This is a genomic window from Streptomyces sp. NPDC088817 (assembly GCF_044750345.1).
Classification (GTDB): domain Bacteria; phylum Actinomycetota; class Actinomycetes; order Streptomycetales; family Streptomycetaceae; genus Streptomyces.
In genome coordinates this window covers 21,064-44,164 of sequence record NZ_JBIVJN010000005.1, presented here as the reverse complement: position 1 = coordinate 44,164, position 23,101 = coordinate 21,064, and the positions used below count along the sequence as shown (strand labels likewise).

The following is a 23,101-nucleotide window of genomic DNA, read 5'->3' as shown; positions in this document are numbered from 1 at the left end:
ACGAACGGACCCGACCCGCCGATGACCAACGGAAGAGGACCCACCCGATGACGATCCGCGTGATGCTCGTCGACGACCAGGTGCTGCTGCGCACCGGATTCCGGATGGTGCTCGCCGCCCAGCCGGACATGGAGGTCGTCGCGGAGGCGGGCGACGGTGTCGAGGCCCTCCAGGTGCTGCGCGCCACCGCCGTCGACGTGGTCCTGATGGACGTGCGCATGCCGAAGCTGGACGGTGTGGAGACCACCCGGCGCATCTGCTCCGAGCCCGACCCGCCGAAGGTGCTCATCCTGACCACCTTCGACCTCGACGAGTACGCCTTCTCCGGGCTGAAGGCGGGCGCCTCCGGGTTCATGCTCAAGGACGTGCCGCCCGGCGATCTGCTCGCCGCGATCCGCTCCGTGCACAGCGGCGACGCCGTCGTCGCGCCCTCCACCACCCGGCGGCTGCTCGACCGGTTCGCGCCGATGCTGCCCACGGCCGGCAAGAAGCCCCAGCACAAGGAGCTCCAGCGGCTCACCGAGCGCGAGCGCGAGGTCATGATCCTGGTCGCGCAGGGCCTGTCGAACGGCGAGATCGCCGCCCGGCTGGTGCTGTCCGAGGCGACGGTGAAGACCCATGTGGGCCGCATCCTGACCAAGCTGGGGCTGAGGGACCGGGTGCAGGTGGTGGTCCTGGCCTACGAGACCGGGCTCGTCCGGGCCGGCGGACACGGCTGACCACCGTGGGCGGTCCTCGGTAGGGTCTGCGCATGCTCCTGTGGATCAACGGCCCCTTCGGGGGCGGAAAAACACAGACCGCACACGAGATACAGCGCCGTCTGCCCGGCAGCGTCGTCTGCGACCCCGAGCATGCCGGATTCGGCCTGCGCCGCATGCTGCCGCCCGAACTACGGGGCGACTTCAGGGACTTGGCGTCCTGGCGGCAGGGGGTGGTGGAGGTCCTCGACCTGGCGCTCACCCGGCACGAGGGCGTCGTGATCGCCCCCATGACCGTCACCGACGCGGGCCAGTTCGCCGAGACCGTCGGGCGGCTGCGCGAACTGGGCCACGACGTACGGCACTTCGCGCTCCTGGCGGAACGCGAGACCGTTCTGAGGCGGCTGCGGGAGCGCGGGTTCGGGCACCTCGTCGGATACGTCGCCGGAAAGACCGCCGTCGGCAGGGAGACCTGGGCCGTGCGGCAGCTCGACGACTGCCTCGGGCGGCTGCGCGAACCGGAGTTCGCCGAGCATCTGTGGACCGACCACTCGACCGTGCCGAAGACCGCGGACCGGATCGCCGTCCTGGCCGGCCTGACGCTGCGGCCCAACACCGAGGGCCCGCTGCGGACACGGCTGCGGCAGGCGAAGGTCGGCGTCCGGCACATCCGGTTCGACGGGCCGGGCCGCGCGCCGGACACCGACTCCGGCCCCGGCTCCGGCTCCGGCTCGGGCTCGGGCGACTAGCGGAGAATCCCTTCGAGGAAGTCGCTGCCCAGGCGGGCGACCGTGGTGACGTCCAGCTGGTGCAGCACGTACCGCCCGCGGCGCCGGGTGGTGACCAGGCCCGCCTTCTTCAGCACGCCCAGGTGCCGGGATATCTCCGGCGCGGTCATGCCGTGCACCTGGGCCAGCTCGCTGGTCGTGCACGCGCTGCGGGCCAGGCTGCGGCACAGCCGCATCCGCACCGGGTGGGACAGGGCGGTCATCCGCAGGGTCAGCTGCTCCACCGAGGGCGGGGCGGCGAGCTCCGGGGAGCCGACCGGATAGTGCAGCACCGGCTGCCAGCCGTACCGGTGCAGCACCATCAGATGGGGCCAGCCGAGGCTCGTCGGTACGAGCAGCAGGCCGCCCTCCGCCGTGGCCGTGCGGCCCTCGCCCAGCTTGTCGACGGTGATCCGCGCGGCCGCCTCGTCGAGCGCCACCGCCGGGGACGCCGCCGACAGGGCCTCGGCCAGACCCTTGCGGCGCAGCAGCTCGGTCTTGTGCCGGGTGTCGGCCGCGAGCTGGTGGTGCAGCCGGGACCACGTCCGCGCGAAGAACGCCTCGTCGCAGTCCTCCAGGAACTGCCGCAGCCAGGCCCTGATGCGGGGCGGGTCGGCCAGCAGCCGCTCGGTGAAACGCACCTGCTGCGGCCCGCGCGCGGCGGCCAGCTCCACGGCACGGCGGCGCAGCCCGGCGTCGGCGAGCGCTCCGGGGCCCGGCAGGCTGTACGGCAGGGCGCAGGTGAACTCCAGGGCGGCGTCCACGAACTGCTCGTCGGACAGCTTGTCCAGGACGTCCAGGTCGTCGGCGAGGGTCGCGCCCGGGAGCGTGGAGCCGCCGGGCACGCCCGCGCACGGCAGGAAGAGGTCGGAGAACGTCGTCCGCCACAGGAAGTCCGCCTCGCACATCCGGTCGGCCAGATGCGAGTCGAGCCGGGCGGTGACACCGGTCACCCAGCCCTGAAGACCGGGGTGGTGTCCCGGCTCGGACAGCGCGTGCAGCGCCATGCCGAGCTCGGCCAGCGGCGCGGCCACGACGGCCACCCTCTCCGGCCGCAGCCCGGCGATGTCGATCCGCACACTCATGCCCCCATGGTGCCCGCCCCCACTGACAACGGATCGCCGACCGCCCGCGACCGCCGCACACGGTGGGCTACCCGGCGGACTCCTTGGGGAGGCGGGCGGCGAAGTCCGCCACCGCCGTCCGTACGTCGTCCGCGGTCCAGGTCAGGCCCTCGGCCCGGACGGAGACCTCGGTGCGGGCCAGGCTCGGGACCGGGGCCTCCCAGCCGCCGGTGAAGAGCATCGTGCCCGTCTCCTCGGCGGTCCGGATCGCGGCCCCGGCGACCGTCTCGGCGTCGTACGGCAGCCAGACCTGGAACTCGTGGGTGTGCGGCTCGGCCGGGTGGACCTGGCTCCAGGGCATCCCGGCCGCGGCGAACCCCTCGCGCAGCGCGGCGGCCACCACGCGCGCGTGCCGCACGTACTCCGGCAGCCGGGGCAGCTCCCGCTCCAGCCCCGCCAGCGCCGACAGTGCCGTCGGGAACTGCTGGAAGACGTTGCCGCCGTACCGGTGCCGCCAGGTCCTGGCCTCCTCCACCAGTTCCTTCGGCCCGGCGAGCGCGGCGCCGCCGTAACCGGCGAGGGACTTGTAGAACGACACGTACACGCTGTCGGCCAGGTCCGCGATCTCCTCCAGCGGCCGGCCGAAGTGCTCGGTGGTCTCCCACAGGCGCGCGCCGTCGAAGTGCACCACCGCGTCCCGCGCGCGTGCCGCGTCCACGAGTTCGAGGAGCTCCTCCCACGTGGGCAGCAGGAAACCGGCTTCCCTGAGGGGCAGTTCGAGCATCAGCGTGCCGAAGGGCTCGTCGAGGTCGCGCACCTCCTCGGCGGTCGGCTGGCGCGGCTCGCTCGTCACCCGCACCGGACGCAGCCCGGAGACCTGGCTGAAGGCGTGCCGCTCGTGCACCTCGGGATGAGCCATCCCGTGCAGCGCGACCGTGGGGTCGCCGGTGCGGCCCGCCCAGCAGCGCAGGGCCACCTGCTGGGCCATCGTGCCGGTCGGGAAGAAGGCGGCGGCCTCCTTGCCGAGCAGACCGGCGACCTTCTCCTCCAGGGCCTCCACGACCCCGTTGCCGTACATGTCCGACGCCTCGTCGAGGCCGTACACCTCACCCGCCCCGTCCAGCAGCGCCAGCCGCTCCCGAAGCGTTCCCAGGTGCGCCGGGCGCGCCAGCACGCGCTCCGCGCCGCGGCACGCGGTCACGCGCCGCTTGCGGAGCCGCTTGAGCCGCTCCCCCTTCGAGACCTGCTCCCCGTCCGCCGCCCGTTCGTCGAGCCGTGCGTCCCGTGCGTCCTGCTCCGCCGTATCACTCATGTCCTGGATCATCGCGCGTCCGGGGCCCGGCGAACACCCGCATTTTCCGGCCCCGGCCCACAGCCTGTGGATGACCGGACCGCCCCCGGAACCGATCGCGTTAACATGACGAGAAATCGTCCGGTACCCCGAGCGGACTGGAACGGGAAGGTCACCATCGCGTGAGTAGTAGCCAGCAACCAGACCCCAGGGACCGCCCCGCGCGGCTCACCGTCGGCGTCGTCGGCGCCGGCCGGGTGGGTCCCGCGCTCGCCGCGTCCCTCCAGCTCGCCGGGCACCGCCCGGTGGCCGTCTCCGCGGTCTCCGACACCTCAAGGCGGCGGGCCGGGCTGATGCTCCCCGACGTGCCCGTGCTGCCGCCGGCCGAGGTGCTCGAACGGTCCGACCTGGTGCTGCTGACCGTCCCCGACGACACCCTGCCCGGACTGGTCGCGGGCCTCGCCGAGACCGGCGCCGTACGGCCCGGGCAGCTGCTCGTGCACACCTCCGGGCGGTACGGCGCGAAGGTGCTGGACCCCGCCCTGCGCGCCGGCGCCCTGCCCCTGGCCCTGCACCCGGCGATGACCTTCACCGGCACCCCCGTGGACGTGCAGCGGCTGGCCGGCTGCTCCTTCGGCGTCACCGCCCCCGAGGAGCTGCGGCTGGCCGCCGAGGCCCTGGTCATCGAGATGGGCGGCGAGCCGGAGTGGATCGCCGAGGAGACGCGCCCGCTGTACCACGCTGCCCTCGCCCTCGGCGCCAACCACCTGGTCACGCTGGTCGCCCAGTCCATGGAACTGCTGCGCGCGACGGGCGTCGAGGCCCCCGACCGGATGCTCGGCCCGCTGCTCGGCGCCGCCCTGGACAACGCCCTGCGCTCCGGTGACGCGGCCCTGACCGGCCCGGTCGCGCGCGGCGACGCCGGCACGGTCGCGGCCCACGTCGCCGAACTGCGCCGGCACGCCCCGCAGACCGTCGCCGGCTACCTGGCGATGGCCCGCGCCACCGCCGACCGCGCGCTCGCCCACGGCCTGCTCAAGCCCGAACTGGCCGAGGACCTGCTGGAGGTACTCGCCGGCGGCCCGAACCTGCCCGAGAACGGGGAAGACCGATGAGCCGTCGCATGCTCGAACTCGCCCCCACGGTGAGCGATCTGACGCACGTGCGCGACCGGCGCGCGGGCCGGGGCCGCACCGCCGTCGTGATGACCATGGGCGCCCTGCACGAGGGCCACGCCACCCTGATCCGCGCGGCCCGCGAGCACGTCGGCCACGAGGGCTTCGTGATCGTCACCGTCTTCGTCAACCCGCTCCAGTTCGGCGCGGGCGAGGACCTCGACCGCTACCCGCGCACCCTGGAGGCCGACCTCAAGGTCGCCGAGCAGGCGGGCGCCGACGCCGTGTTCGCGCCGTCCGCCGAGGAGGTGTACCCCGACGGCGAACCGCAGGTCAGGGTCACCGCGGGCCCCATGGGCGAGCGCCTGGAGGGTGCCTTCCGGCCCGGGCACTTCGACGGCATGCTCACCGTCGTCGCCAAGCTGCTGCACCTCACCCGTCCCGACATGGCGCTGTACGGGCAGAAGGACGCCCAGCAGCTCGCCCTGATCCGCCGCATGGTGCGCGATCTCAACATAGGTGCGGAGATCGTCGCCGTGCCGACCGTGCGCGAGGACGACGGACTGGCCCTGTCCAGCCGCAACCGCTACCTCTCCCCGCAGGAGCGCCACACCGCGCTGGCCCTCTCCCAGGCCCTGTTCGCGGGCCGCGACCGGCACGCCGCCCAGGAGGCGCTGTGCGCCCGGGCCCGTGAGGTGCCCTCCACGCGTGCGCGTGCCGAGGCCCTGAGCGCCCTCGGGGAGTCCCGCGCGGCGGCCGACGCGGCGGCCGTCGCCAAGGCCGCTCCGGGCGCCGCCGCGGCCGTCCGCGCGGCCGCCCAGCTGGTCCTGGACGAGGCCGCGCGCTTCGACCCGCCGCTGGAACTCGACTACCTGGCCCTGGTGGACCCGGCCGACTTCACCGAGATCGGGGACGACTTCACCGGCGAGGCCGTCCTCGCCGTCGCCGCCCGGGTCGGGGCGACCCGGCTGATCGACAACCTCCCGCTCACCTTCGGAACCCGGGGAGCCGCCTCATGACCAGCACCGGCATACGACTGCACGCGCCCGCGCCCGGATGGTCCATCGCGGCGGACGTCGTGGTCATCGGCTCCGGCGTCGCCGGACTCACCACCGCCCTGCGCTGCGAGGCGGCCGGACTGACGACCGTCGTCGTCACCAAGGCCCGCCTCGACGACGGCTCCACCCGCTGGGCCCAGGGCGGCATCGCCGCGGCCCTCGGCGAGGGCGACACCCCCGGCCAGCACCTGGAGGACACCCTGGTGGCCGGCGCCGCCCTGTGCGACGAGGAGGCCGTACGGATCCTCGTCACCGAGGGCCCCGACGCCGTTCGGCGGCTGATCACCACGGGCGCGCACTTCGACACCGACGACGAGGGCGGCATCGAGCTCACCCGCGAGGGCGGCCACCACCGCCGCCGGATCGCGCACGCGGGCGGCGACGCGACCGGCGCGGAGATCTCCCGAGCCCTCGTCGAGGCGGTACACGCGGTCGGGGAGGACGAGCGCGAAGCGCCCCCGGGCAAGGGCGGTGACGGGCGACGGGCGGGCCTGCGCACCATCGAGAACGCGCTCGTCCTGGACCTGCTCACCGACGCCGAGGGCCGCACCGCGGGCGTGAGCCTGCACGTCATGGGCGAGGGCCAGCACGACGGCGTGGGCGCCGTGCACGCGCCCGCGGTGGTCCTCGCGACCGGCGGCATGGGCCAGGTCTTCTCCGCGACCACCAACCCGTCCGTCTCCACGGGCGACGGCGTCGCGCTCGCCCTGCGCGCGGGCGCCGAGGTCTCCGACCTGGAGTTCGTGCAGTTCCACCCGACGGTGCTCTTCCTCGGCGCGGACGCGGAGGGCCAGCAGCCCCTGGTCTCCGAGGCGGTGCGCGGCGAGGGCGCCCACCTGGTCGACGGCGACGGCGTGCGCTTCATGACCGGACAGCACGAACTGGCCGAACTCGCGCCCCGGGACATCGTCGCCAAGGGCATCACACGGCGGATGCTCGAACAGGGCACCGAGCACATGTTCCTCGACGCCCGGCACTTCGGCGCCGACATGTGGGAGCGCCGCTTCCCGACGATCCTGGCCGCCTGCCGGGCCCACGGCATCGATCCGGTCACCGAGCCCGTCCCGGTCGCGCCGGCCGCCCACTACGCCTCCGGAGGCGTGCGCACCGACTCCCACGGTCGGACGACCGTGCCGGGCCTGTACGCGTGCGGAGAGGTGGCCTGCACCGGCGTGCACGGCGCCAACCGCCTCGCGTCCAACTCCCTCCTGGAGGGCCTGGTCTACGCCGAGCGCATCGCCGCCGACATCGCCCGGGAGCACGAGGCCGGCGGCCTGCGCGCGCGCGTGCCGGAACCCGTCCCGTACCCGGAGACGCCCGCCCGGCCCCTGCTCGCCCCCGAGACCCGGTTCGCGATCCAGCGGATCATGACCGAGGGAGCGGGCGTGCTGCGGTCCGCCGCGTCGCTGGCCCGGGCCGCCGACCGGCTGGAGCGGCTGCACACCGAGGCCCGCGCGGACCTGGACGAGAACGGCAAGACCGCGGAACCGGGCGTCGACACCTGGGAGGCCACGAACCTCCTGTGCGTGGCCGGCGTCCTGGTCGCCGCCGCCCGGCTGCGCGAGGAGACCCGCGGCTGCCACTGGCGCGAGGACCACGCCGAGCGGGACGACACCCACTGGCGCCGCCACATCGTCGTACGGCTGAATCCCGACGGCACCCCCGCCGTGCACACCACGGACACCGCAGAGTTCCCCCCGACCCGCCCCGGGGCCCCGGCCCCGCGTTCCCTGGAGCAGTGACACAAGTGAGCAGCGAAGACCTTCCCCTCGCCTCGCAAGGCGGCTGCGGCGACGGCTGTGCCTGCGGCGCGGACACCGACGAGGAGTACCTGGAGTGCGGGCTCGACCCCGCGCTCGCCCAGCTCCTGGCGGACGCCGGACTCGACCCGGTCGAGGTCGAGGACGTCGTCAACGTCGCCATCCAGGAGGACCTGGACGGCGGTGTGGACGTGACGACGGTCGCGACCATCCCCGAGGACGCCGCGGCCACCGGCGACTTCACCGCGCGCGAGGCGGGCGTGGTGGCCGGCCTCAGGGTCGCCGAGGCGGTGCTCTCGGTGGTCTGCACGGACGAGTTCGAGGTCGAGCGGCACGTCGAGGACGGCGACCGCGTCGAGGCCGGGCAGAAGCTGCTGTCGGTCACCACGCGCACGCGTGACCTGCTGACCGGCGAGCGCAGCGCGCTCAACCTGCTGTGCCGGCTGTCCGGCATCGCGACCGCCACGCGCGCCTGGGCGGACGCCCTGGAGGGCACCGGGGCGCGTGTGCGCGACACCCGCAAGACCACGCCGGGCCTCAGGTCGCTGGAGAAGTTCGCCGTCCGGTGCGGCGGCGGCGTCAACCACCGCATGTCGCTGTCGGACGCGGCCCTCGTCAAGGACAACCACGTGGTCGCGGCTGGCGGCGTGGGGCAGGCCTTCAAGGCCGTACGTGAGGCCTTCCCGGACGTGCCGGTCGAGGTCGAGGTCGACACCCTGCACCAGCTGCGCGAGGTCGTGGACGCGGGCGCCGATCTGATCCTGCTGGACAACTTCACGCCCGGCGAGTGCGAGGAGGCCGTGGCCATCGTCGCCGGCCGTGCCCTGCTGGAGGCCTCGGGCCGGCTGACCCTGGACAACGCCGGGGCGTACGCCGCCACGGGCGTCGAATTCCTGGCCGTCGGGGCCCTGACCCACTCCTCGCCGATCCTGGACATCGGCCTGGACCTGCGCGAGGCGGAGTGACGGCCATGCTCCTGACGATCGACGTCGGCAACACGCACACCGTGCTGGGCCTGTTCGACGGGGAGGACATCGTCGAGCACTGGCGCATCTCCACCGACGCGCGCCGCACGGCCGACGAGCTGGCGGTGCTGCTCCAGGGCCTGATGGGCATGCACCCGCTGCTCGGCGACGAACTGGGCGAGGGCATCGACGGCATCGCGATCTGCGCGACCGTGCCGTCGGTGCTCCAGGAGCTGCGCGAGGTGACGCGCCGCCACTACGGCGACGTGCCCGCCGTGCTCGTCGAGCCCGGCGTCAAGACGGGCGTGCCGATCCTCTTCGACAACCCCAAGGAGGTCGGCGCCGACCGCATCATCAACGCGGTGGCGGCGAACGAGCTGTACGGGGGCCCGGCGATCGTCGTCGACTTCGGTACGGCGACGACGTTCGACGCGATCAGCGCGCGCGGGGAGTACGTCGGCGGGGTCATCGCGCCCGGTATCGAGATCTCCGTGGAGGCGCTGGGCGTCAGGGCGGCGCAGCTGCGGAAGATCGAGGTGGCCCGGCCGCGCAGCGTGATCGGCAAGAACACGGTCGAGGCGATGCAGGCGGGCATCATCTACGGGTTCGCCGGACAGGTCGACGGCGTGGTCGGCCGGATGGCCCGGGAACTGGCCGACGACCCGGACGACGTGACGGTGATCGCGACGGGCGGGCTGGCGCCGATGGTGCTCGGCGAGTCCTCCGTGATCGACGAGCACGAGCCGTGGCTGACCCTCATCGGACTGCGGCTGGTCTACGAGCGCAACGTCTCGCGCCTGTGAGCCCGCGCCGCTGAGCGGGGCGGCGACACCACACGCCACACTCGCGCCTTATGTCGAATTTGTCTGATTAGCGCGTATCGTCGGCCTATGCCTACGCCATACGGAACCCGCGGCGGCATGGCGTTCGGCGCGGAGGAGCTGCTCGTGCTCCGCCGCGCCCTCGCCCTCGCCCTTCAGCCCCGTCCCGCCAGCGCAGAAGACGTGCAGGACTGTCGCCGGCTCGCCGAGTCACTCGACGAGGCCATGCACGAGGGTGCCCGGCTGCGCGCGTTCCTGGTGGCCGACCTCGCCCGCTACCGCGCCGCCCTCCCCGGCACGGTCACCGGCTACCTGGCGCTCCTCGCCGAGTGCCTGGGCGCGGGCCACCGCCCCACCCCCGACGACCTGTCCGCGCTGGCCGCCCTGAGCGGCAACCCGGCCGCGGCGGCCCTCCTGCGCCACTGCGGGACGCTCGCGGCCCCCGCGGAGCCCCCTCGCACCGCCCGCCCCGTACCGGCCGCCCGCCCGGCCCCCGCCGAGGCGCCCGCCCCGGCCGGTCCAGGTCACCCGACCGGCCCCCTCCGTCCGGGGAGCGTTCCGGCGGTGGTTCCGGCCTCCCGCGGCGCGTTCCGGGCCGTCGCGGGCGGACAGGAGGCGCAGCGGGAGGACGGCGGGGACGAGAAACCCGCCCAGAAGCCCGCCGCGAAACCGGGGGAGCGGCCCGCGCCGGCGCAGCCCGGGACCGCGCCCGCGCCGAAGCCGGTGCGGCGGCCCGTGCCCACGCCGGGCGAGGTCTTCCCGCGGCGGAAGCCGCAGCAGCGGCTCGCGGCGGTGTGACGCTCCGGGCCCACCCCGCCCCTGTTTGTCCCGTCGCCGTGGCTACTCTGGACCCATGGACTACGTCTCCGCACTCGTTCCCCCGGTCGTCATGGCCGCGTTCTTCATCGCTCTGGTCAGGGTGATCGTGAAGACCCAGGGCGGGGCCGCCAAGGCCAAGGAGGACGCGGCCGTGGACGCCGCCCTCGCGCGCGCCCAGAGCGGCTCCCAGCCCTCCGCGGCCGGTGCGCCCACCGACGCCTGAAACGACGTACGACCCCGCGTGAGGGAACTTCACCACGGGGTCGTACGCCCTTTTTGTTCACATTTGACACTGGTGGTGCAGTTCAGCACGCCATTGCCGGGATCTCCCACTAGGGTGCTGAGTTGTGCCTCGACCTCTGGGAGAACTCGAAGACGCGGTCATGACGCGGGTGTGGAAGTGGAACCGCCCGGTGACCGTTCGAGAAGTCCTGGAAGACCTTCAGCGGGAGAGGTCGATCGCCTACACCACGGTGATGACCGTTTTGGACAATCTCCATCACAAGGGCTGGGTGCGCCGCGAAGCCGAGGGCCGGGCCTATCGATATGAGGCCGTCTCCACCCGTGCCGCCTACGCCGCCGCACTGATGAACGACGCCTGGTCCCAGAGCGACAACGCCGCCGCCGCTCTCGTCGCCTTCTTCGGGATGATGAGCGACGAACAGCGGCAGGCCCTGCGGGATGCCGTACGCATCGTCGAAGGCACCACCGAAGGCGCCATCGGGGGAACCGGTGCATCCGAAGTCACCGGTGAAGTCCCGGATACCACCCGGGGTCCGGATACCCGTGACGCGAACCCCGGCTCGGCGCGGGACGACCACGGGCGATAGCGTCCGCTCATGTCCGTAGAACGCCCTGAAGAGACCCCAAAATCCATCACCGTCCGACGGGCCCGGACCGGCGATGTCCCCGCAGTGCGCCGACTGCTGGACGCCTACGTTCGCGGGCGCATCCTGCTCGACAAAGCGACGGTCACGCTTTACGAGGACATCCAGGAGTTCTGGGTCGCCGAACGGGACGACAACGCCGAGGTCGTCGGCTGCGGCGCACTGCACGTGATGTGGGAAGACCTGGCGGAAGTGCGCACTCTCGCGGTGAAGCCGGGTCTGAAGGGCGCCGGCGTGGGGCACCGGCTGCTGGGGAAGTTGCTGGAGACGGCACGTCTGCTCGGCGTTCGCCGCGTATTCTGCCTCACCTTCGAAGTGGACTTCTTCACCAAGCACGGCTTCGTGGAGATCGGCGAGACGCCTGTCGACGCCGATGTCTACGCGGAGCTGCTGCGTTCCTATGACGAGGGCGTCGCGGAGTTCCTGGGTCTCGAACGGGTGAAACCGAACACCCTGGGCAACAGCCGGATGCTTCTGCATCTGTGATCGACATTCCCGCGGCCCGGCATGCCCCTGTTCCCTATGTCCGAAACGCGCATGTTTCCGGACGGGGTGAGTGCCCGGTCTCTCCCAGGGGTTTGTGTTTTTCCCGCAAAAGCGGTTTGCTTTCCGACGTACTGCTGTACTGCATATAACAGGGGACGGCGAATCGGCGGACACCGAACCATCCCCGGTCCTCACGTTATCGATGAAAGGAAATCCGGTGGCACAGAAGGTTCAGGTCCTTCTTGTCGACGACCTCGACGGCGGCGAGGCGGACGAGACCGTGACGTTCGCGTTGGACGGCAAGACCTACGAGATCGATCTCACCACCGCCAATGCGGACAAGCTCCGTGGTCTTCTCGACCCGTACCTCAAGAGCGGCCGGCGCACCGGGGGCCGTGCTTCGGGTGGTCGCGGAAAGGCGCGTGCCGCTGCCGGCGGCAGCCAGGACACCGCGCAGATCCGAGCCTGGGCGAAGGAGAACGGCTACGAGGTCAACGACCGCGGCCGGGTCCCCGCGTCCATCCGCGAGGCCTACGAGAAGGCCAACGGCTGACCAGGGGCCGATGCGGACCCCTCGTGGAACGGGAACGGCTGGGCGCACGCGCGTCGCAGCCGGATCCGGTGGACGTGTGTCGCCACCGTGTCCACCAGGCGTACGAGATCGGGGGTGCCTCCACGGCCCCCCACGGCCGACAGCGTCGGCAGCGAGGCCTCGACCTCGCACCCAGGCCCGGGGGGCCGCAGCCACACGGCGGCCCCCTGTGAATCCGGGCGCGAACCGGAGCGGGGGCTGAGCGGCCGCGGCCCCAGCGGACCGGCGCCCGGAGGCGGCGGCGCCTCCATCGACGCGCCCGCGCCGAGCGCCACCACGTCCAGGCCGAGCGCCGACGGGCTCCACTCCAGCCACTCCAGCAGCCCCGGCAGCTCCTCCGCGCTCCCCGCGGCCACCAGCAGCCGCATGCGGTCCCCCCGCACGGCCACCGGAGACGCGGGCCCCAGATGGCGCAGCGCGGCACGTCCGGCCTCGTCGGGGACGTCCAGGACGTCGAAACGGCGGCCCACGACAAGTCGTACCGGTGCTCCGGGCACCGTGGCCCAGCCCAGTTCGTTCTCGTACCAGTGCCGCCGATGTCCCCAGTCGCACTCCCCCTCCCCGGGGACCGGCGGCCGGCGGGGAGAGGGGACCGGAACGGGGACCGTGGAAGGGCTGCCGACCATGTCTGAGAAACCACCCGAAACGCGTCGGAGTTACGCTCGGTACCGGCGTGTGTGCGAAGTGCGCCGAAGAACAGGGGCCCGCGGGGCGGGAATGGGCGCGAGGTTGTTCGCCCATAGCTGAGGGAACCCGGGCACGCGGCATGCATTGTCAGTCGGTGCGGGTAAGACATGCCTAGTGGGAGGGGGCGACACGCAGGCGGCACCCGGGCAGCGGAGTCTCACGTTCGCCATCGGCGTACTGGCGACTGGGGTAACTGCCTGGCCTGCGGGAACATCGTCTCGCACCATCGGGTTGGAGCAGATGTCGGCGTTCGGGGTCAGGAGGCAGTGTTGGTTCTCGGTCCGGTGTCGGCAGTTGGAATGAGCGGTCCCCGCTTGCGGGACTAAGCTGCGGAAGGACAGGGAGGGGAAGTTCCCCCCACTGCCTGACCGCTCTGAGGAGCGATTAACGATGTTCGAGAGGTTCACCGACCGCGCGCGGCGGGTTGTCGTCCTGGCTCAGGAAGAAGCCCGGATGCTCAACCACAACTACATCGGCACTGAGCACATCCTCCTGGGCCTGATCCACGAGGGTGAGGGTGTCGCCGCCAAGGCCCTTGAGAGCCTCGGGATTTCGCTCGAGGCGGTCCGCCAGCAGGTGGAGGAGATCATCGGCCAGGGCCAGCAGGCCCCCTCCGGCCACATCCCCTTCACTCCCCGTGCCAAGAAGGTCCTGGAGCTGTCGCTCCGGGAGGCTCTCCAGCTGGGCCACAACTACATCGGCACGGAGCACATCCTGCTCGGCCTGATCCGTGAGGGCGAGGGCGTCGCCGCCCAGGTCCTGGTCAAGCTGGGCGCAGACCTCAACCGGGTGCGGCAGCAGGTCATCCAGCTGCTCTCCGGTTACCAGGGCAAGGAGACCGCCACCGCCGGCGGCCCTGCCGAGGGCACCCCCTCGACGTCCCTGGTCCTCGACCAGTTCGGCCGGAACCTCACGCAGGCCGCTCGCGAGTCCAAGCTCGACCCGGTCATCGGGCGCGAGAAGGAGATCGAGCGGGTCATGCAGGTGCTGTCCCGCCGCACCAAGAACAACCCGGTGCTGATCGGTGAGCCCGGCGTCGGCAAGACCGCCGTCGTCGAGGGCCTCGCCCAGGCCATCGTCAAGGGCGAGGTGCCCGAGACCCTCAAGGACAAGCACCTCTACACCCTGGACCTCGGTGCCCTGGTCGCCGGCTCCCGCTACCGCGGTGACTTCGAGGAGCGCCTGAAGAAGGTGCTCAAGGAGATCCGCACCCGCGGCGACATCATCCTGTTCATCGACGAGCTGCACACGCTGGTCGGCGCGGGTGCCGCCGAGGGCGCCATCGACGCGGCGAGCATCCTCAAGCCGATGCTGGCCCGCGGTGAGCTGCAGACCATCGGTGCCACCACCCTGGACGAGTACCGCAAGCACCTGGAGAAGGACGCGGCCCTGGAGCGCCGCTTCCAGCCCATCCAGGTCGCCGAGCCGTCCCTGCCGCACACGATCGAGATCCTCAAGGGCCTGCGCGACCGGTACGAGGCGCACCACCGCGTCTCCATCACCGACGAGGCGCTGGTCCAGGCCGCCACCCTGGCCGACCGGTACATCTCGGACCGCTTCCTGCCGGACAAGGCGATCGACCTGATCGACGAGGCCGGCTCCCGGATGCGCATCCGCCGGATGACCGCGCCGCCGGACCTGCGCGAGTTCGACGAGAAGATCGCCGCCGTCCGCCGGGACAAGGAGTCCGCGATCGACTCGCAGGACTTCGAGAAGGCCGCCTCCCTGCGCGACAAGGAGAAGCAGCTCCTGGCCGCCAAGGCCAAGCGCGAGAAGGAGTGGAAGGCCGGCGACATGGACGTCGTCGCCGAGGTCGACGGCGAGCTGATCGCCGAGGTCCTCGCCACGGCCACCGGCATCCCGGTCTTCAAGCTGACCGAGGAGGAGTCCAGCCGCCTGCTCCGCATGGAGGACGAGCTCCACAAGCGCGTCATCGGCCAGGTGGACGCCGTCAAGGCGCTCTCCAAGGCGATCCGCCGTACGCGCGCCGGTCTGAAGGACCCGAAGCGTCCGGGTGGCTCGTTCATCTTCGCCGGCCCGTCCGGTGTCGGTAAGACCGAGCTGTCCAAGGCGCTCGCCGAGTTCCTCTTCGGCGACGAGGACGCGCTGATCTCCCTCGACATGTCGGAGTTCAGCGAGAAGCACACGGTCTCCCGCCTCTTCGGTTCGCCCCCCGGCTACGTGGGCTACGAGGAGGGCGGCCAGCTCACCGAGAAGGTGCGCCGCAAGCCGTTCTCGGTCGTCCTGTTCGACGAGGTCGAGAAGGCCCACCCGGACATCTTCAACTCGCTGCTGCAGATCCTGGAGGACGGTCGCCTGACCGACTCCCAGGGCCGGGTCGTGGACTTCAAGAACACGGTCATCATCATGACGACCAACCTCGGCACCCGGGACATCTCCAAGGGCTTCAACCTGGGCTTCGCCGCCTCGGGCGACACGAAGACCAACTACGAGCGCATGAAGAACAAGGTGTCGGACGAGCTCAAGCAGCACTTCCGGCCCGAGTTCCTCAACCGCGTCGACGACGTGGTGGTCTTCCCGCAGCTGACGCCGGACGACATCCTGCGGATCGTCGACCTGATGATCGGCAAGGTGGACGAGCGCCTGAAGGACCGGGACATGGGCATCGAGCTCTCCCAGTCGGCCAAGGAGCTGCTGTCCAGGAAGGGCTACGACCCCGTTCTGGGCGCCCGGCCGCTGCGCCGGACCATCCAGCGCGAGGTCGAGGACACGCTCTCGGAGAAGATCCTCTTCGGCGAGCTGCGCCCCGGTCACATCGTGGTCGTGGACACCGAGGGCGAGGGCGAGTCCCAGACCTTCACCTTCCGCGGTGAGGAGAAGTCCGCGCTGCCGGACGTCCCGCCGATCGAGCAGGCGGCCGGTGGCCACGGACCGAACCTGAGCAAGGAGGCGTAAGCCTCAGCGGCAACCGAGAGGGGCCGGCGCCTTCGGGCACCGGCCCCTCTCGCGTGCCCGTGTGGCCGGGTATCCCCCTGAGACGCGGGCCACATGGCCTCCGTCACAGGGGAAGGGCGCCCACCCCCGCTTCCCGGTGACAAGGCACACAGGCCCTCCGGCCCGTACTACGACACTTAGTGGGAACGGGGGGCGAAAAGCGGATATTCAGGGCGGCGGAATGCCAGGCATGGGCCGTCGCGTGCGGCATTTGTCCTGAATGCGGGACACGTCAAGAGACGTGCGACACTGCCCTCTCATACTACTTTCCATCGTAGTGGTGGTATTTGAACCTCGATGACCGGCGGGGTTACCAAGGGATGGCCCGCCCGGCGAAGGCACATGCGTCCGGGTGGTCCCCATGTCCCCGATCTCCAGAGGTATCGATGTTCCAGCGCGCCACGTCCCGCTCCGCCCGTACGAACAAGCTCCGTACCCGCGCCGCCGTTCTGGCCGCCGGTCTGGGGGTCTCCGTCGCCCTGGGTGCGGGAGTAGCGTCCGCCGCCGAGAACACGGCGCCCGCCGCCGTGCAGTCGGCCGTCGCCTGGACCGCGCCGGTGAAGCAGTTCGCGCTCAGCGCCGGCTTCAACCAGGCCGGCGGTCACTGGGCGCACAAGCACAGCGGCCAGGACTTCGCCGTGCCGACCGGCACCAAGGTCGTCGCCGCGCACGGCGGCACCGTCGTCAAGGCCGGTCCCAACGGCGCCGGTGACGGCCCCGCCTACGGCAACGCCGTCGTCATCAAGCACGCCAACGGCACGTACTCCCAGTACGCCCACCTCTCCCGCGTCGACGTCAGGATCGGCCAGGTCGTGGCCACCGGGCAGCACATAGCCCTGTCCGGCAACACCGGCAACTCAACCGGCCCGCACCTGCACTTCGAGATCCGCACCACGCCGAACTACGGCTCCGCGCTGAACCCGCTCGCCTACCTGCGCTCGCACGGCGTGGGGGTCTGACCGGACGGACACCGCACCCGCACCACACACCGCCGCCCCGCCGACCATCAGCGGGGCGGCGGTCGCGTCAGGCTCCCTGTGTGCCCCGGTGCGCCTGGGTCACCAGGTCGATGGCGACCTCGAGGACGGCCTTGCGCCGCTCCTCGGGGTCGCCCTCGATGTCCTGCATGACGAACATCCCGGCGTGCAGCGTGAAGATGGCGCTGATGCAGCGGACCTGGTCGGCCACGCTCGCGCCCGGGTCGATGATGATGTCCCGCAGGCCGCGCATCCGGTCCTTGAAGGTGTCGCCGATGCGCAGCTCCCGCACGGTCGCCTGGTTCTCCTGCATGAAGCGGAACAGCGGTGCCGCGTCGGCGAGCGCCCGGTCGTAGCGGCGGACGATCTCCTGCTTGGTCTCCAGCGTGTGCGGCTGCTGCCGGCCCCACTCGATCAGGTCCTCCATCGGCCGGGTGAGGCTTTCGAAGAGGCTGACGAGGATCTCTTCCTTCGTCTTGAAGTGGTAGTAGAGAGCGGCCTTGGTGACGTCGAGGCGTTCGGCGATCTCGCGCAAGGAGGTCTTCTCGTAGCCCTGCTCGGCGAAGAGTTCGAGTGCCACGTCCTGGATGCGCTGGCGGGTGTTCCCGCGGCGCTGCTGCTGTCTGGTGCCGTCCATCGTGACGTCCATCCTCGTACTCCTCCACGTGCTCCCTGGACACCTTGCCTGCCGGCTGGTCGGCAAAACTTACTTGACGACCGGCTAGTTAAGGGTCTACTTTCCAGAGTGTAGTCAACTTGCCGGGCGGCAAGTAAGTACCAATCGGCTGGGGGAGTAGGACGGATGGCTGACAACGCGAAGGACGGGCCGGAGGCGGGTCAGGCCGGCAAGCAACCCAGGAGCGTGCGGGTCGTCCTGCTCGCCCTGATGATCGCGATGATGCTCGCGATGCTCGACAACATGATCGTGGGCACCGCGATGCCGACGATCGTCGGTGAACTCGGCGGCCTTCAGCACCTGTCCTGGGTGGTCACCGCCTACACCCTGGCGACCGCCGCCGCCACCCCGCTGTGGGGCAAGCTCGGCGACATGTACGGGCGCAAGGGCGCCTTCATGACCTCGATCGTCATCTTCCTCGTCGGCTCCGCGCTGAGCGGCATGGCCCAGAACATGGGCGAGCTGATCGGCTTCCGTGCCGTCCAGGGTCTCGGCGCGGGCGGTCTGATGGTCGGTGTGATGGCCATCATCGGCGACCTGATACCGCCGCGGGAGCGCGGCAAGTACCAGGGCATGATCGCCGGTGTCATGGCGCTCGCGATGATCGGCGGCCCCCTGGTCGGCGGCACGATCACCGACAACTGGGGCTGGCGCTGGTCCTTCTACATCAACCTCCCCCTCGGCGCGGTGGCGCTCGTCGCGATCAGCGCCGTACTGCACCTGCCGAAGAAGCGCTCCGAGGCGCGGATCGACTACCTGGGCGCCGTGCTGCTGACCGTCGGCATCAGCTCCATCGTGCTCGTCACCACCTGGGGCGGCTCGGAGTACGCCTGGACCTCCGCGCGGATCATGGAGCTCACCGCGATCGGCGTCGTCGCGCTCGTCGGGTTCGTGCTCTGGCAGACCAAGGCCGCCGAACCGATCCTGCCGCTGCACATCTTCCGCAGCCGCAACTTCACCCTGATGTCGATGATCGGCTTCATCACCGGCTTCGTGATGTTCGGCGCGGTGCTGTTCCTGCCGCTGTACCAGCAGTCGGTGCAGGGCGCCTCCGCGACCAACTCCGGGCTGCTGCTCCTGCCGATGCTGGCCGCGATGATGGTCGTGTCGCTGATCGCGGGCCGGGTCACCACCAGCAGCGGCCGCTACAAGGTCTTCCCGGTCGTCGGCAGCGTCCTGATGATCGCCGGGCTGTACCTGCTGTCCCTCATGGACACCGGCACCACCCGTCTCACCTCCGGCCTCTACATGGCCGTCCTGGGCGCGGGAATGGGCTGCCTGATGCAGATCACCATGCTGGTCGCGCAGAACAGCGTGGAGCTGAGGGACATGGGCGTGGCCTCCTCGTCCACCACCCTCTTCCGTACGCTCGGCTCCTCCTTCGGTGTCGCGATCATGGGCGCGCTGTTCAACAACCGCGTCCAGCACGAGATGGCCGAGCGGGCCGGCGCGCTGGGCCGCGGGATCACCGAGAAGTCCGCGCAGCTCGACGCCGCGAGCCTCGCCAAGCTGCCGGCCCAGGCCCGCGAGGCCTACCAGCACGCCGTGTCCGCCGGCACGCACTCGGCGTTCCTGCTGGGCTCCGTGGTGGCGGTCGTCGCGCTCCTGGCGGCGGTGTTCGTCAAGGAGGTCCCCCTGCGGGGAGCGGGACCGGCGGCGAAGGACCAGGGCGAGGCGGGCGGGCCGCAGGCACGCCAGGACGTGGCGGAGGCCGTCTGACCGGCTGTGCCGAACGTCGGCGAGGGGCCCGTGGAAGTCCGCGAAAGCGGTCCTCCACGGGCCCCTCGGCATTACCGCCGGGCACCCGCGGCCGTCCCGCCGCGACCGGGCTACCGGCCCGGGAGCAGGGGGTGGCTGCCCGTGTTGGTCGGGGCGTGTTCGGGGAGCCAGAGGACGGCGACGGCGCCCTCGGCCGGGATGTGTTCCGGGGCGCCCACGGGGCGGACGTTGCGGAAGGTCAGTCGGGCGCCGAGGACGCGGGCCTGACCCGCGGCGATGGTCAGACCGAGGCCGTGGCCGTGCCCGGCGCGGTCCCTGCTGCCGGTGCGGAACCTGCTCGGCCCCTCGGCGAGCAGGTCCTCGGGGAAGCCGGGGCCGTGGTCGCGCACCCGGATGACCCGGCCCTCGACGGTCACCTCGATCGGGGGCCTGCCGTGCCGGGCGGCGTTGGCGAGCAGGTTGAACAGCACCCGCTCCAGCCGCCGCGGATCGGTGGTGACCTCCGACTCGTGCACCACCCGCACCTCGATGTCCGGGTCCTTGGCCGCCACCCGCCGGGTGACGAACTCGCCCAGCACGATGTCCTGGAGTTCGGCCCGCTCCGAGGCGCCGTCGAGCCGGGCGACCTCCAGCACGTCCTCCACCAGCGTGCGCATGGCTTTGGCCCGGTCCAGGACCAGTTCCGTCGGCCGCCCGGGCGGCAGCAGCTCGGCCGCGGTCAGCAGCCCGGTCACCGGAGTGCGCAGCTCGTGCGCGATGTCCGCCGTGACCCTGCGCTCCGCCTCCAGCCGCTGCTGGAGCGCGTCCGCCATGGCGTCCACCGCCCGCGCCAGGTCGTCGGTCTCGTCGCGTACGACACCCCCGATGGCGTCCCGCACCCGTACGTCCGTCTCGCCCTTGGCGACCTGGTTGGCCGCGGTCGCCGCCTTGCGCAGCCGGCGGGAGAGCTGGCCCCCTATGAGCACGCCCAGCGCGCTGCCGCCGAGGACGACCGTGATGGAGCCGATGACCAGGGCCTGGTCGAGGTCGTTGAGGATGTTCGTGCTGCGGTCGGTGAAGTGCGTGTGCAGGGACAGCACATGGCCGTCCTTGACCGGTACGGCCGCCCAGATGTCGGGCAGCTTGCCGGTGTGGTCGGCGACGTACGTCGCCCGCCGCCCCTGCTCGACCTTCTCCCGCAGCTCGAAGGGCAGCTCGGGGTCGTCGATCCTGATGCCCGGGAAGTTCGGCCGCCCCGACAGCTCGAAGTTGCGCTGGGCGATCTGGACCCGCTCGTCCGCCAGGTCGCGCGCACTGTCCAGCATCGACACCCGGGCCGCGTTGTGCACGACCAGGCTGAGCGCGACCGCCACCAGCGCGCCGACCAGCGCGATGGCCGCGCTGAGCTTCCACCGCAGCCCGGTACGGATGTCCGCCCGCTCCAGGCGCTCAGGGAGCAGGCGCCGTGAGATCCCCGGCATGACCGCCCCGCTCAGGCCTTGAGCTTGTAGCCGAAACCGCGGACCGTCTCGATCCGGTCCTGGCCGATCTTCGTACGCAGCCGCTGCACATGGACGTCGACCACCCGGGTGTCGCCGCCCCAGCCGTAGTCCCACACCCGTTCCAGGAGCTTGTCCCGGGAGAGCACCGTGCCCGGCGCCGAGGAGAACTCCAGCAGCAGCCGCATCTCCGTGGGCGTGAGCGCCACCGGCTGCCCGGCCCGGCGCACCTCCATCCCCTCGGTGTCGACCTCCAGGTCGCCGAAGCTCAGCACCCCGCCGTCCACCGGGGCGGCGTCCGCTTCCGCCCGAACGCCACCGGCGTGCCCGAAGCGGCGCAGCACCGCGCGGATGCGGGCGACCAGGACGGCGCCGTCGAACGGCTTGGTCACGTAGTCGTCGGCGCCCGCCTCCAGGCCGAGCACCACGTCGATGGAGTCCGCCCGCGCGGACAGCATGATCACCGGAACGGTCGACTCGTCGCGGATGCGGCGGCACAGGCTGACCCCGTCGAGGCCGGGGACCATGACGTCCAGCAGCGCGATGTCCGGCCGCCTGGCCCGGAACGCCTCCAGGCCCGACAGCCCGTCGGGCATCGCCGTGACCGCGAAGCCGACCCGCTCCAGGGCGAGCTGTGTGGCCTCGCGGATCACGTCGTCGTCCTCGACGAACAGGACGTGGGTCTGTTCTGCCATTCGGGTGCTCTCAGTCCTCGTCTGCTTCTCGTCGTGCGTTCCGGGAGACGTCATGCGCTTCGGGGGACGGTGTGCGTCCCGGAGACGGCGTGTGCTCCATGGGGCCGGAGCCACCGGAGCGGCGGCCCCGGCACGCGCGCCCTCGCCATTGTCGCGCGCCCGCCGTCCCGCGTCCGCATGCCCGCCCGTCCGGCCCCCGCACCACCGTCGGCGTCAGTGGCCGGGGGCCACCGTCGCGCCGCCCCCGACGGTCTTGCCGTACTCGTTGCGCGTGCTGAACTCCTTGGCGAACCGGCCCGCCGACCAGCGGTACGTGATCACGTCCTCGCCGGACGGACTCGACACCGGGTCCCCCCGCGCGTACACCTGCTTGGTCACCACGAGGTCGCCGCGGTCGATCTCGGCGTAGACCGGGGGCTCCTCGGCCTTGAAGACGTTCTCGTACCCGCCCCCCTGCTCGCGGTACACATAGGCGCCGACGCCCACCGCGTCTCCGCAGGTCAGCACGTTGATGACGATGTCTTCGGCCGAGCCCGCGGTCAGGTCGCCGTACGACACGTCGACGGGGTACTCGTCGGCCACGCACGGCTTGAGGCCGCGCTTGACCGCGGCCGAGACCTGCGGGTCGTCCTTGATCAGCCGGACGGGGTCCATCCGCTGGGCGCGCCCTGTGGGGTCGGGGGAGGGGGACGGGACGGCGCCCGCGACCGAGCCGGAGTGGGCCGGGCCCTCGTCGCGCGCGCCGGTCCCGCCGGTGCCGCAGGCGGACGCCGAAAGGGCGAGGGCGGCGAACACGGCCGTCGCCGTGATCGCCGCCTTGACGGTGTCCCGGGCCCGCGAAGGCCCGGGGCCCGCATCCCTGCCGGTCAGGCCGCGCAACTCTCCCGCTCCTCACGCTCCAGCGCGCGTGCGTCCAGATCGCGGGCCTCCAGCTCCTCGCGGAGCCGGGCGAGCGCCCGGTGCAGCGTGCTCTTGACCGTACCCGCCGACATGCCGAGGGCGGCGGCCGTCTCCTCCGTGGACATCTGCTCCCAGTGTCGCAGCACCACGACACTGCGCTGTTTGGGAGCGAGCACCTTCAGGATGTCCATGAGGAGCGCGCGGTCGGCGTGCTGCTCGGTGGAGTCCTCGACGCGGGCGTCCGGGAGCTGCTCGGTGGGGACCTCCTCCAGCTTCCGGGCCCGCCACCACTCGGTACGCGTGTTGATCATCACGCGGCGCAGATAGGCGTCCGCGAGCCGCTTGTCGGCGATGCCCTCCCAGCGGCCGTAGGTCCGTGCGAGTGCCGTCTGGAGCAGGTCCTGGGCTTCGACCGGGTCCGGGACCAGCCGGCGCGCACTGCGCAGCAGCGCGTCCTGCCGGGTACGCACGTACTCCTCGAACTCGAGCACCTCACCCTGCGCCATCTACGACCGCCTCCGATCCCCGTTTCCCGACCCGCCTGCCGCCGGTCTCCGAACCCTGAGCGGACGGGCTGTGGTCGGCAGCCGTCCGGTGCCTGTCCGGCACGCAACTGAAGGTACGGAGGCGTTGTCACGGCGCTGTCCGAAGCAGCCTTCGGGCAGCCCTCGGCTGTGCGTCGGTTGTGTAA

Annotated in this window: 22 protein-coding genes and 1 pseudogene; 15 read left to right on the top strand and 8 right to left on the bottom strand. The window is 71.7% G+C overall.

Features of this window, described 5'->3' with window-relative positions:
• Positions 1-47 precede the first annotated feature (47 nt).
• Both ACIP4X_RS10815 and ACIP4X_RS10810 read left to right on the top strand, forming a co-directional pair.
• Positions 48-719 (top strand): response regulator transcription factor, encoded by a 672-nt coding sequence (locus ACIP4X_RS10815; protein ID WP_358733378.1) that lies wholly within the window; start codon positions 48-50, stop codon positions 717-719.
• 32 nt (positions 720-751) lie between these two features.
• Positions 752-1,378, top strand: a pseudogene (locus ACIP4X_RS10810) (AAA family ATPase); the annotation flags it as partial.
• A gap of 65 nt (positions 1,379-1,443) precedes the next feature.
• Here the strand turns inward: ACIP4X_RS10810 and ACIP4X_RS10805 are convergent.
• Both ACIP4X_RS10805 and ACIP4X_RS10800 read right to left on the bottom strand, forming a co-directional pair.
• Entirely contained in the window at positions 1,444-2,550 is a 1,107-nt protein-coding gene (locus tag ACIP4X_RS10805) for a DUF5937 family protein (protein ID WP_358733376.1), read from the bottom strand.
• A gap of 67 nt (positions 2,551-2,617) precedes the next feature.
• Entirely contained in the window at positions 2,618-3,841 is a 1,224-nt protein-coding gene (locus ACIP4X_RS10800) for a threonine aldolase family protein (RefSeq protein WP_401347811.1), read from the bottom strand.
• Between the two features lie 161 nt (positions 3,842-4,002).
• Here ACIP4X_RS10800 and ACIP4X_RS10795 point away from each other — a divergent pair, with 161 nt between their 5' ends.
• The 10 genes from ACIP4X_RS10795 (at position 4,003) to ACIP4X_RS10750 (ending at position 12,284) form a co-directional block, all read left to right on the top strand.
• Positions 4,003-4,935, top strand: coding sequence for a Rossmann-like and DUF2520 domain-containing protein (locus ACIP4X_RS10795; protein WP_401347808.1), 933 nt, complete (start codon positions 4,003-4,005; stop codon positions 4,933-4,935).
• A gap of 8 nt (positions 4,936-4,943) precedes the next feature.
• Positions 4,944-5,954 carry a pantoate--beta-alanine ligase gene (gene panC, locus ACIP4X_RS10790; protein ID WP_358733570.1) on the top strand — a complete coding sequence of 337 codons (1,011 nt, stop codon included), beginning with the start codon at positions 4,944-4,946 and terminating at the stop codon, positions 5,952-5,954.
• Positions 5,951-7,735, top strand: coding sequence for an L-aspartate oxidase (locus ACIP4X_RS10785; RefSeq protein WP_358733371.1), 1,785 nt, complete (start codon positions 5,951-5,953; stop codon positions 7,733-7,735). The genes panC and ACIP4X_RS10785 overlap by 4 nt, the downstream gene beginning before the upstream one ends.
• Positions 7,736-7,740: 5 nt before the next feature.
• A complete protein-coding gene (gene nadC / locus ACIP4X_RS10780) occupies positions 7,741-8,718 on the top strand; it encodes a carboxylating nicotinate-nucleotide diphosphorylase (RefSeq protein WP_401347805.1) in 978 nt (325 codons plus the stop codon).
• Between the two features lie 5 nt (positions 8,719-8,723).
• Positions 8,724-9,521, top strand: a complete 798-nt coding sequence (locus ACIP4X_RS10775) for a type III pantothenate kinase (protein WP_358733367.1) — start codon at positions 8,724-8,726, stop codon at positions 9,519-9,521.
• Between the two features lie 87 nt (positions 9,522-9,608).
• Positions 9,609-10,337 (top strand): hypothetical protein, encoded by a 729-nt coding sequence (locus ACIP4X_RS10770; RefSeq protein WP_401347802.1) that lies wholly within the window; start codon positions 9,609-9,611, stop codon positions 10,335-10,337.
• A 55-nt stretch (positions 10,338-10,392) separates the two neighbouring features.
• Complete coding sequence (locus tag ACIP4X_RS10765; RefSeq protein WP_358733364.1) at positions 10,393-10,581, top strand: hypothetical protein; 189 nt, start codon at positions 10,393-10,395, stop codon at positions 10,579-10,581.
• 160 nt (positions 10,582-10,741) lie between these two features.
• On the top strand, positions 10,742-11,188 hold the full coding sequence (locus tag ACIP4X_RS10760; RefSeq protein ID WP_391458827.1) for a BlaI/MecI/CopY family transcriptional regulator: 447 nt from the start codon (positions 10,742-10,744) through the stop codon (positions 11,186-11,188).
• A 9-nt stretch (positions 11,189-11,197) separates the two neighbouring features.
• On the top strand, positions 11,198-11,731 hold the full coding sequence (locus ACIP4X_RS10755) for an amino-acid N-acetyltransferase (protein ID WP_358733360.1): 534 nt from the start codon (positions 11,198-11,200) through the stop codon (positions 11,729-11,731).
• A 217-nt stretch (positions 11,732-11,948) separates the two neighbouring features.
• Entirely contained in the window at positions 11,949-12,284 is a 336-nt protein-coding gene (locus ACIP4X_RS10750; RefSeq protein ID WP_358733358.1) for an Lsr2 family protein, read from the top strand.
• On the opposite strand, the gene ACIP4X_RS10745 is transcribed toward ACIP4X_RS10750, so the two are convergent.
• Complete coding sequence (locus ACIP4X_RS10745; RefSeq protein WP_401347798.1) at positions 12,263-12,949, bottom strand: SCO3374 family protein; 687 nt, start codon at positions 12,947-12,949, stop codon at positions 12,263-12,265. The genes ACIP4X_RS10750 and ACIP4X_RS10745 overlap by 22 nt on opposite strands.
• Positions 12,950-13,400: 451 nt before the next feature.
• Between ACIP4X_RS10745 and ACIP4X_RS10740 the strand changes: the two genes are divergently transcribed.
• Positions 13,401-15,926, top strand: coding sequence for an ATP-dependent Clp protease ATP-binding subunit (locus tag ACIP4X_RS10740; RefSeq protein ID WP_358733354.1), 2,526 nt, complete (start codon positions 13,401-13,403; stop codon positions 15,924-15,926).
• A gap of 425 nt (positions 15,927-16,351) precedes the next feature.
• Positions 16,352-16,924 (top strand): M23 family metallopeptidase, encoded by a 573-nt coding sequence (locus ACIP4X_RS10735; protein ID WP_358733352.1) that lies wholly within the window; start codon positions 16,352-16,354, stop codon positions 16,922-16,924.
• 67 nt (positions 16,925-16,991) lie between these two features.
• Here ACIP4X_RS10735 and ACIP4X_RS10730 read toward each other — a convergent pair whose 3' ends face one another.
• Positions 16,992-17,591, bottom strand: a complete 600-nt coding sequence (locus ACIP4X_RS10730; protein WP_391458831.1) for a TetR family transcriptional regulator — start codon at positions 17,589-17,591, stop codon at positions 16,992-16,994.
• A gap of 153 nt (positions 17,592-17,744) precedes the next feature.
• On the opposite strand from ACIP4X_RS10730, the gene ACIP4X_RS10725 reads away from it, so the two are divergent.
• Complete coding sequence (locus tag ACIP4X_RS10725; RefSeq protein ID WP_391458833.1) at positions 17,745-19,337, top strand: DHA2 family efflux MFS transporter permease subunit; 1,593 nt, start codon at positions 17,745-17,747, stop codon at positions 19,335-19,337.
• 110 nt (positions 19,338-19,447) lie between these two features.
• Here ACIP4X_RS10725 and cseC read toward each other — a convergent pair whose 3' ends face one another.
• The 4 genes from cseC to ACIP4X_RS10705 all read right to left on the bottom strand — a co-directional run bounded on the left by cseC (position 19,448) and on the right by ACIP4X_RS10705 (position 22,916).
• Positions 19,448-20,797, bottom strand: a complete 1,350-nt coding sequence (cseC, locus tag ACIP4X_RS10720) for a two-component system sensor histidine kinase CseC (protein WP_358733346.1) — start codon at positions 20,795-20,797, stop codon at positions 19,448-19,450.
• Between the two features lie 11 nt (positions 20,798-20,808).
• The gene (cseB, locus tag ACIP4X_RS10715; protein WP_358733344.1) at positions 20,809-21,510 is read right to left on the bottom strand and encodes a two-component system response regulator CseB; all 702 of its coding nucleotides are present in this window, start codon (positions 21,508-21,510) and stop codon (positions 20,809-20,811) included.
• Positions 21,511-21,723: 213 nt separating this feature from the next.
• Positions 21,724-22,389 carry a hypothetical protein gene (locus tag ACIP4X_RS10710; protein ID WP_358733342.1) on the bottom strand — a complete coding sequence of 222 codons (666 nt, stop codon included), beginning with the start codon at positions 22,387-22,389 and terminating at the stop codon, positions 21,724-21,726.
• Positions 22,377-22,916 carry a SigE family RNA polymerase sigma factor gene (locus ACIP4X_RS10705; protein WP_358733340.1) on the bottom strand — a complete coding sequence of 180 codons (540 nt, stop codon included), beginning with the start codon at positions 22,914-22,916 and terminating at the stop codon, positions 22,377-22,379. Before ACIP4X_RS10705 ends, ACIP4X_RS10710 begins: the two co-directional genes overlap by 13 nt.
• Positions 22,917-23,101: the final 185 nt, after the last annotated feature.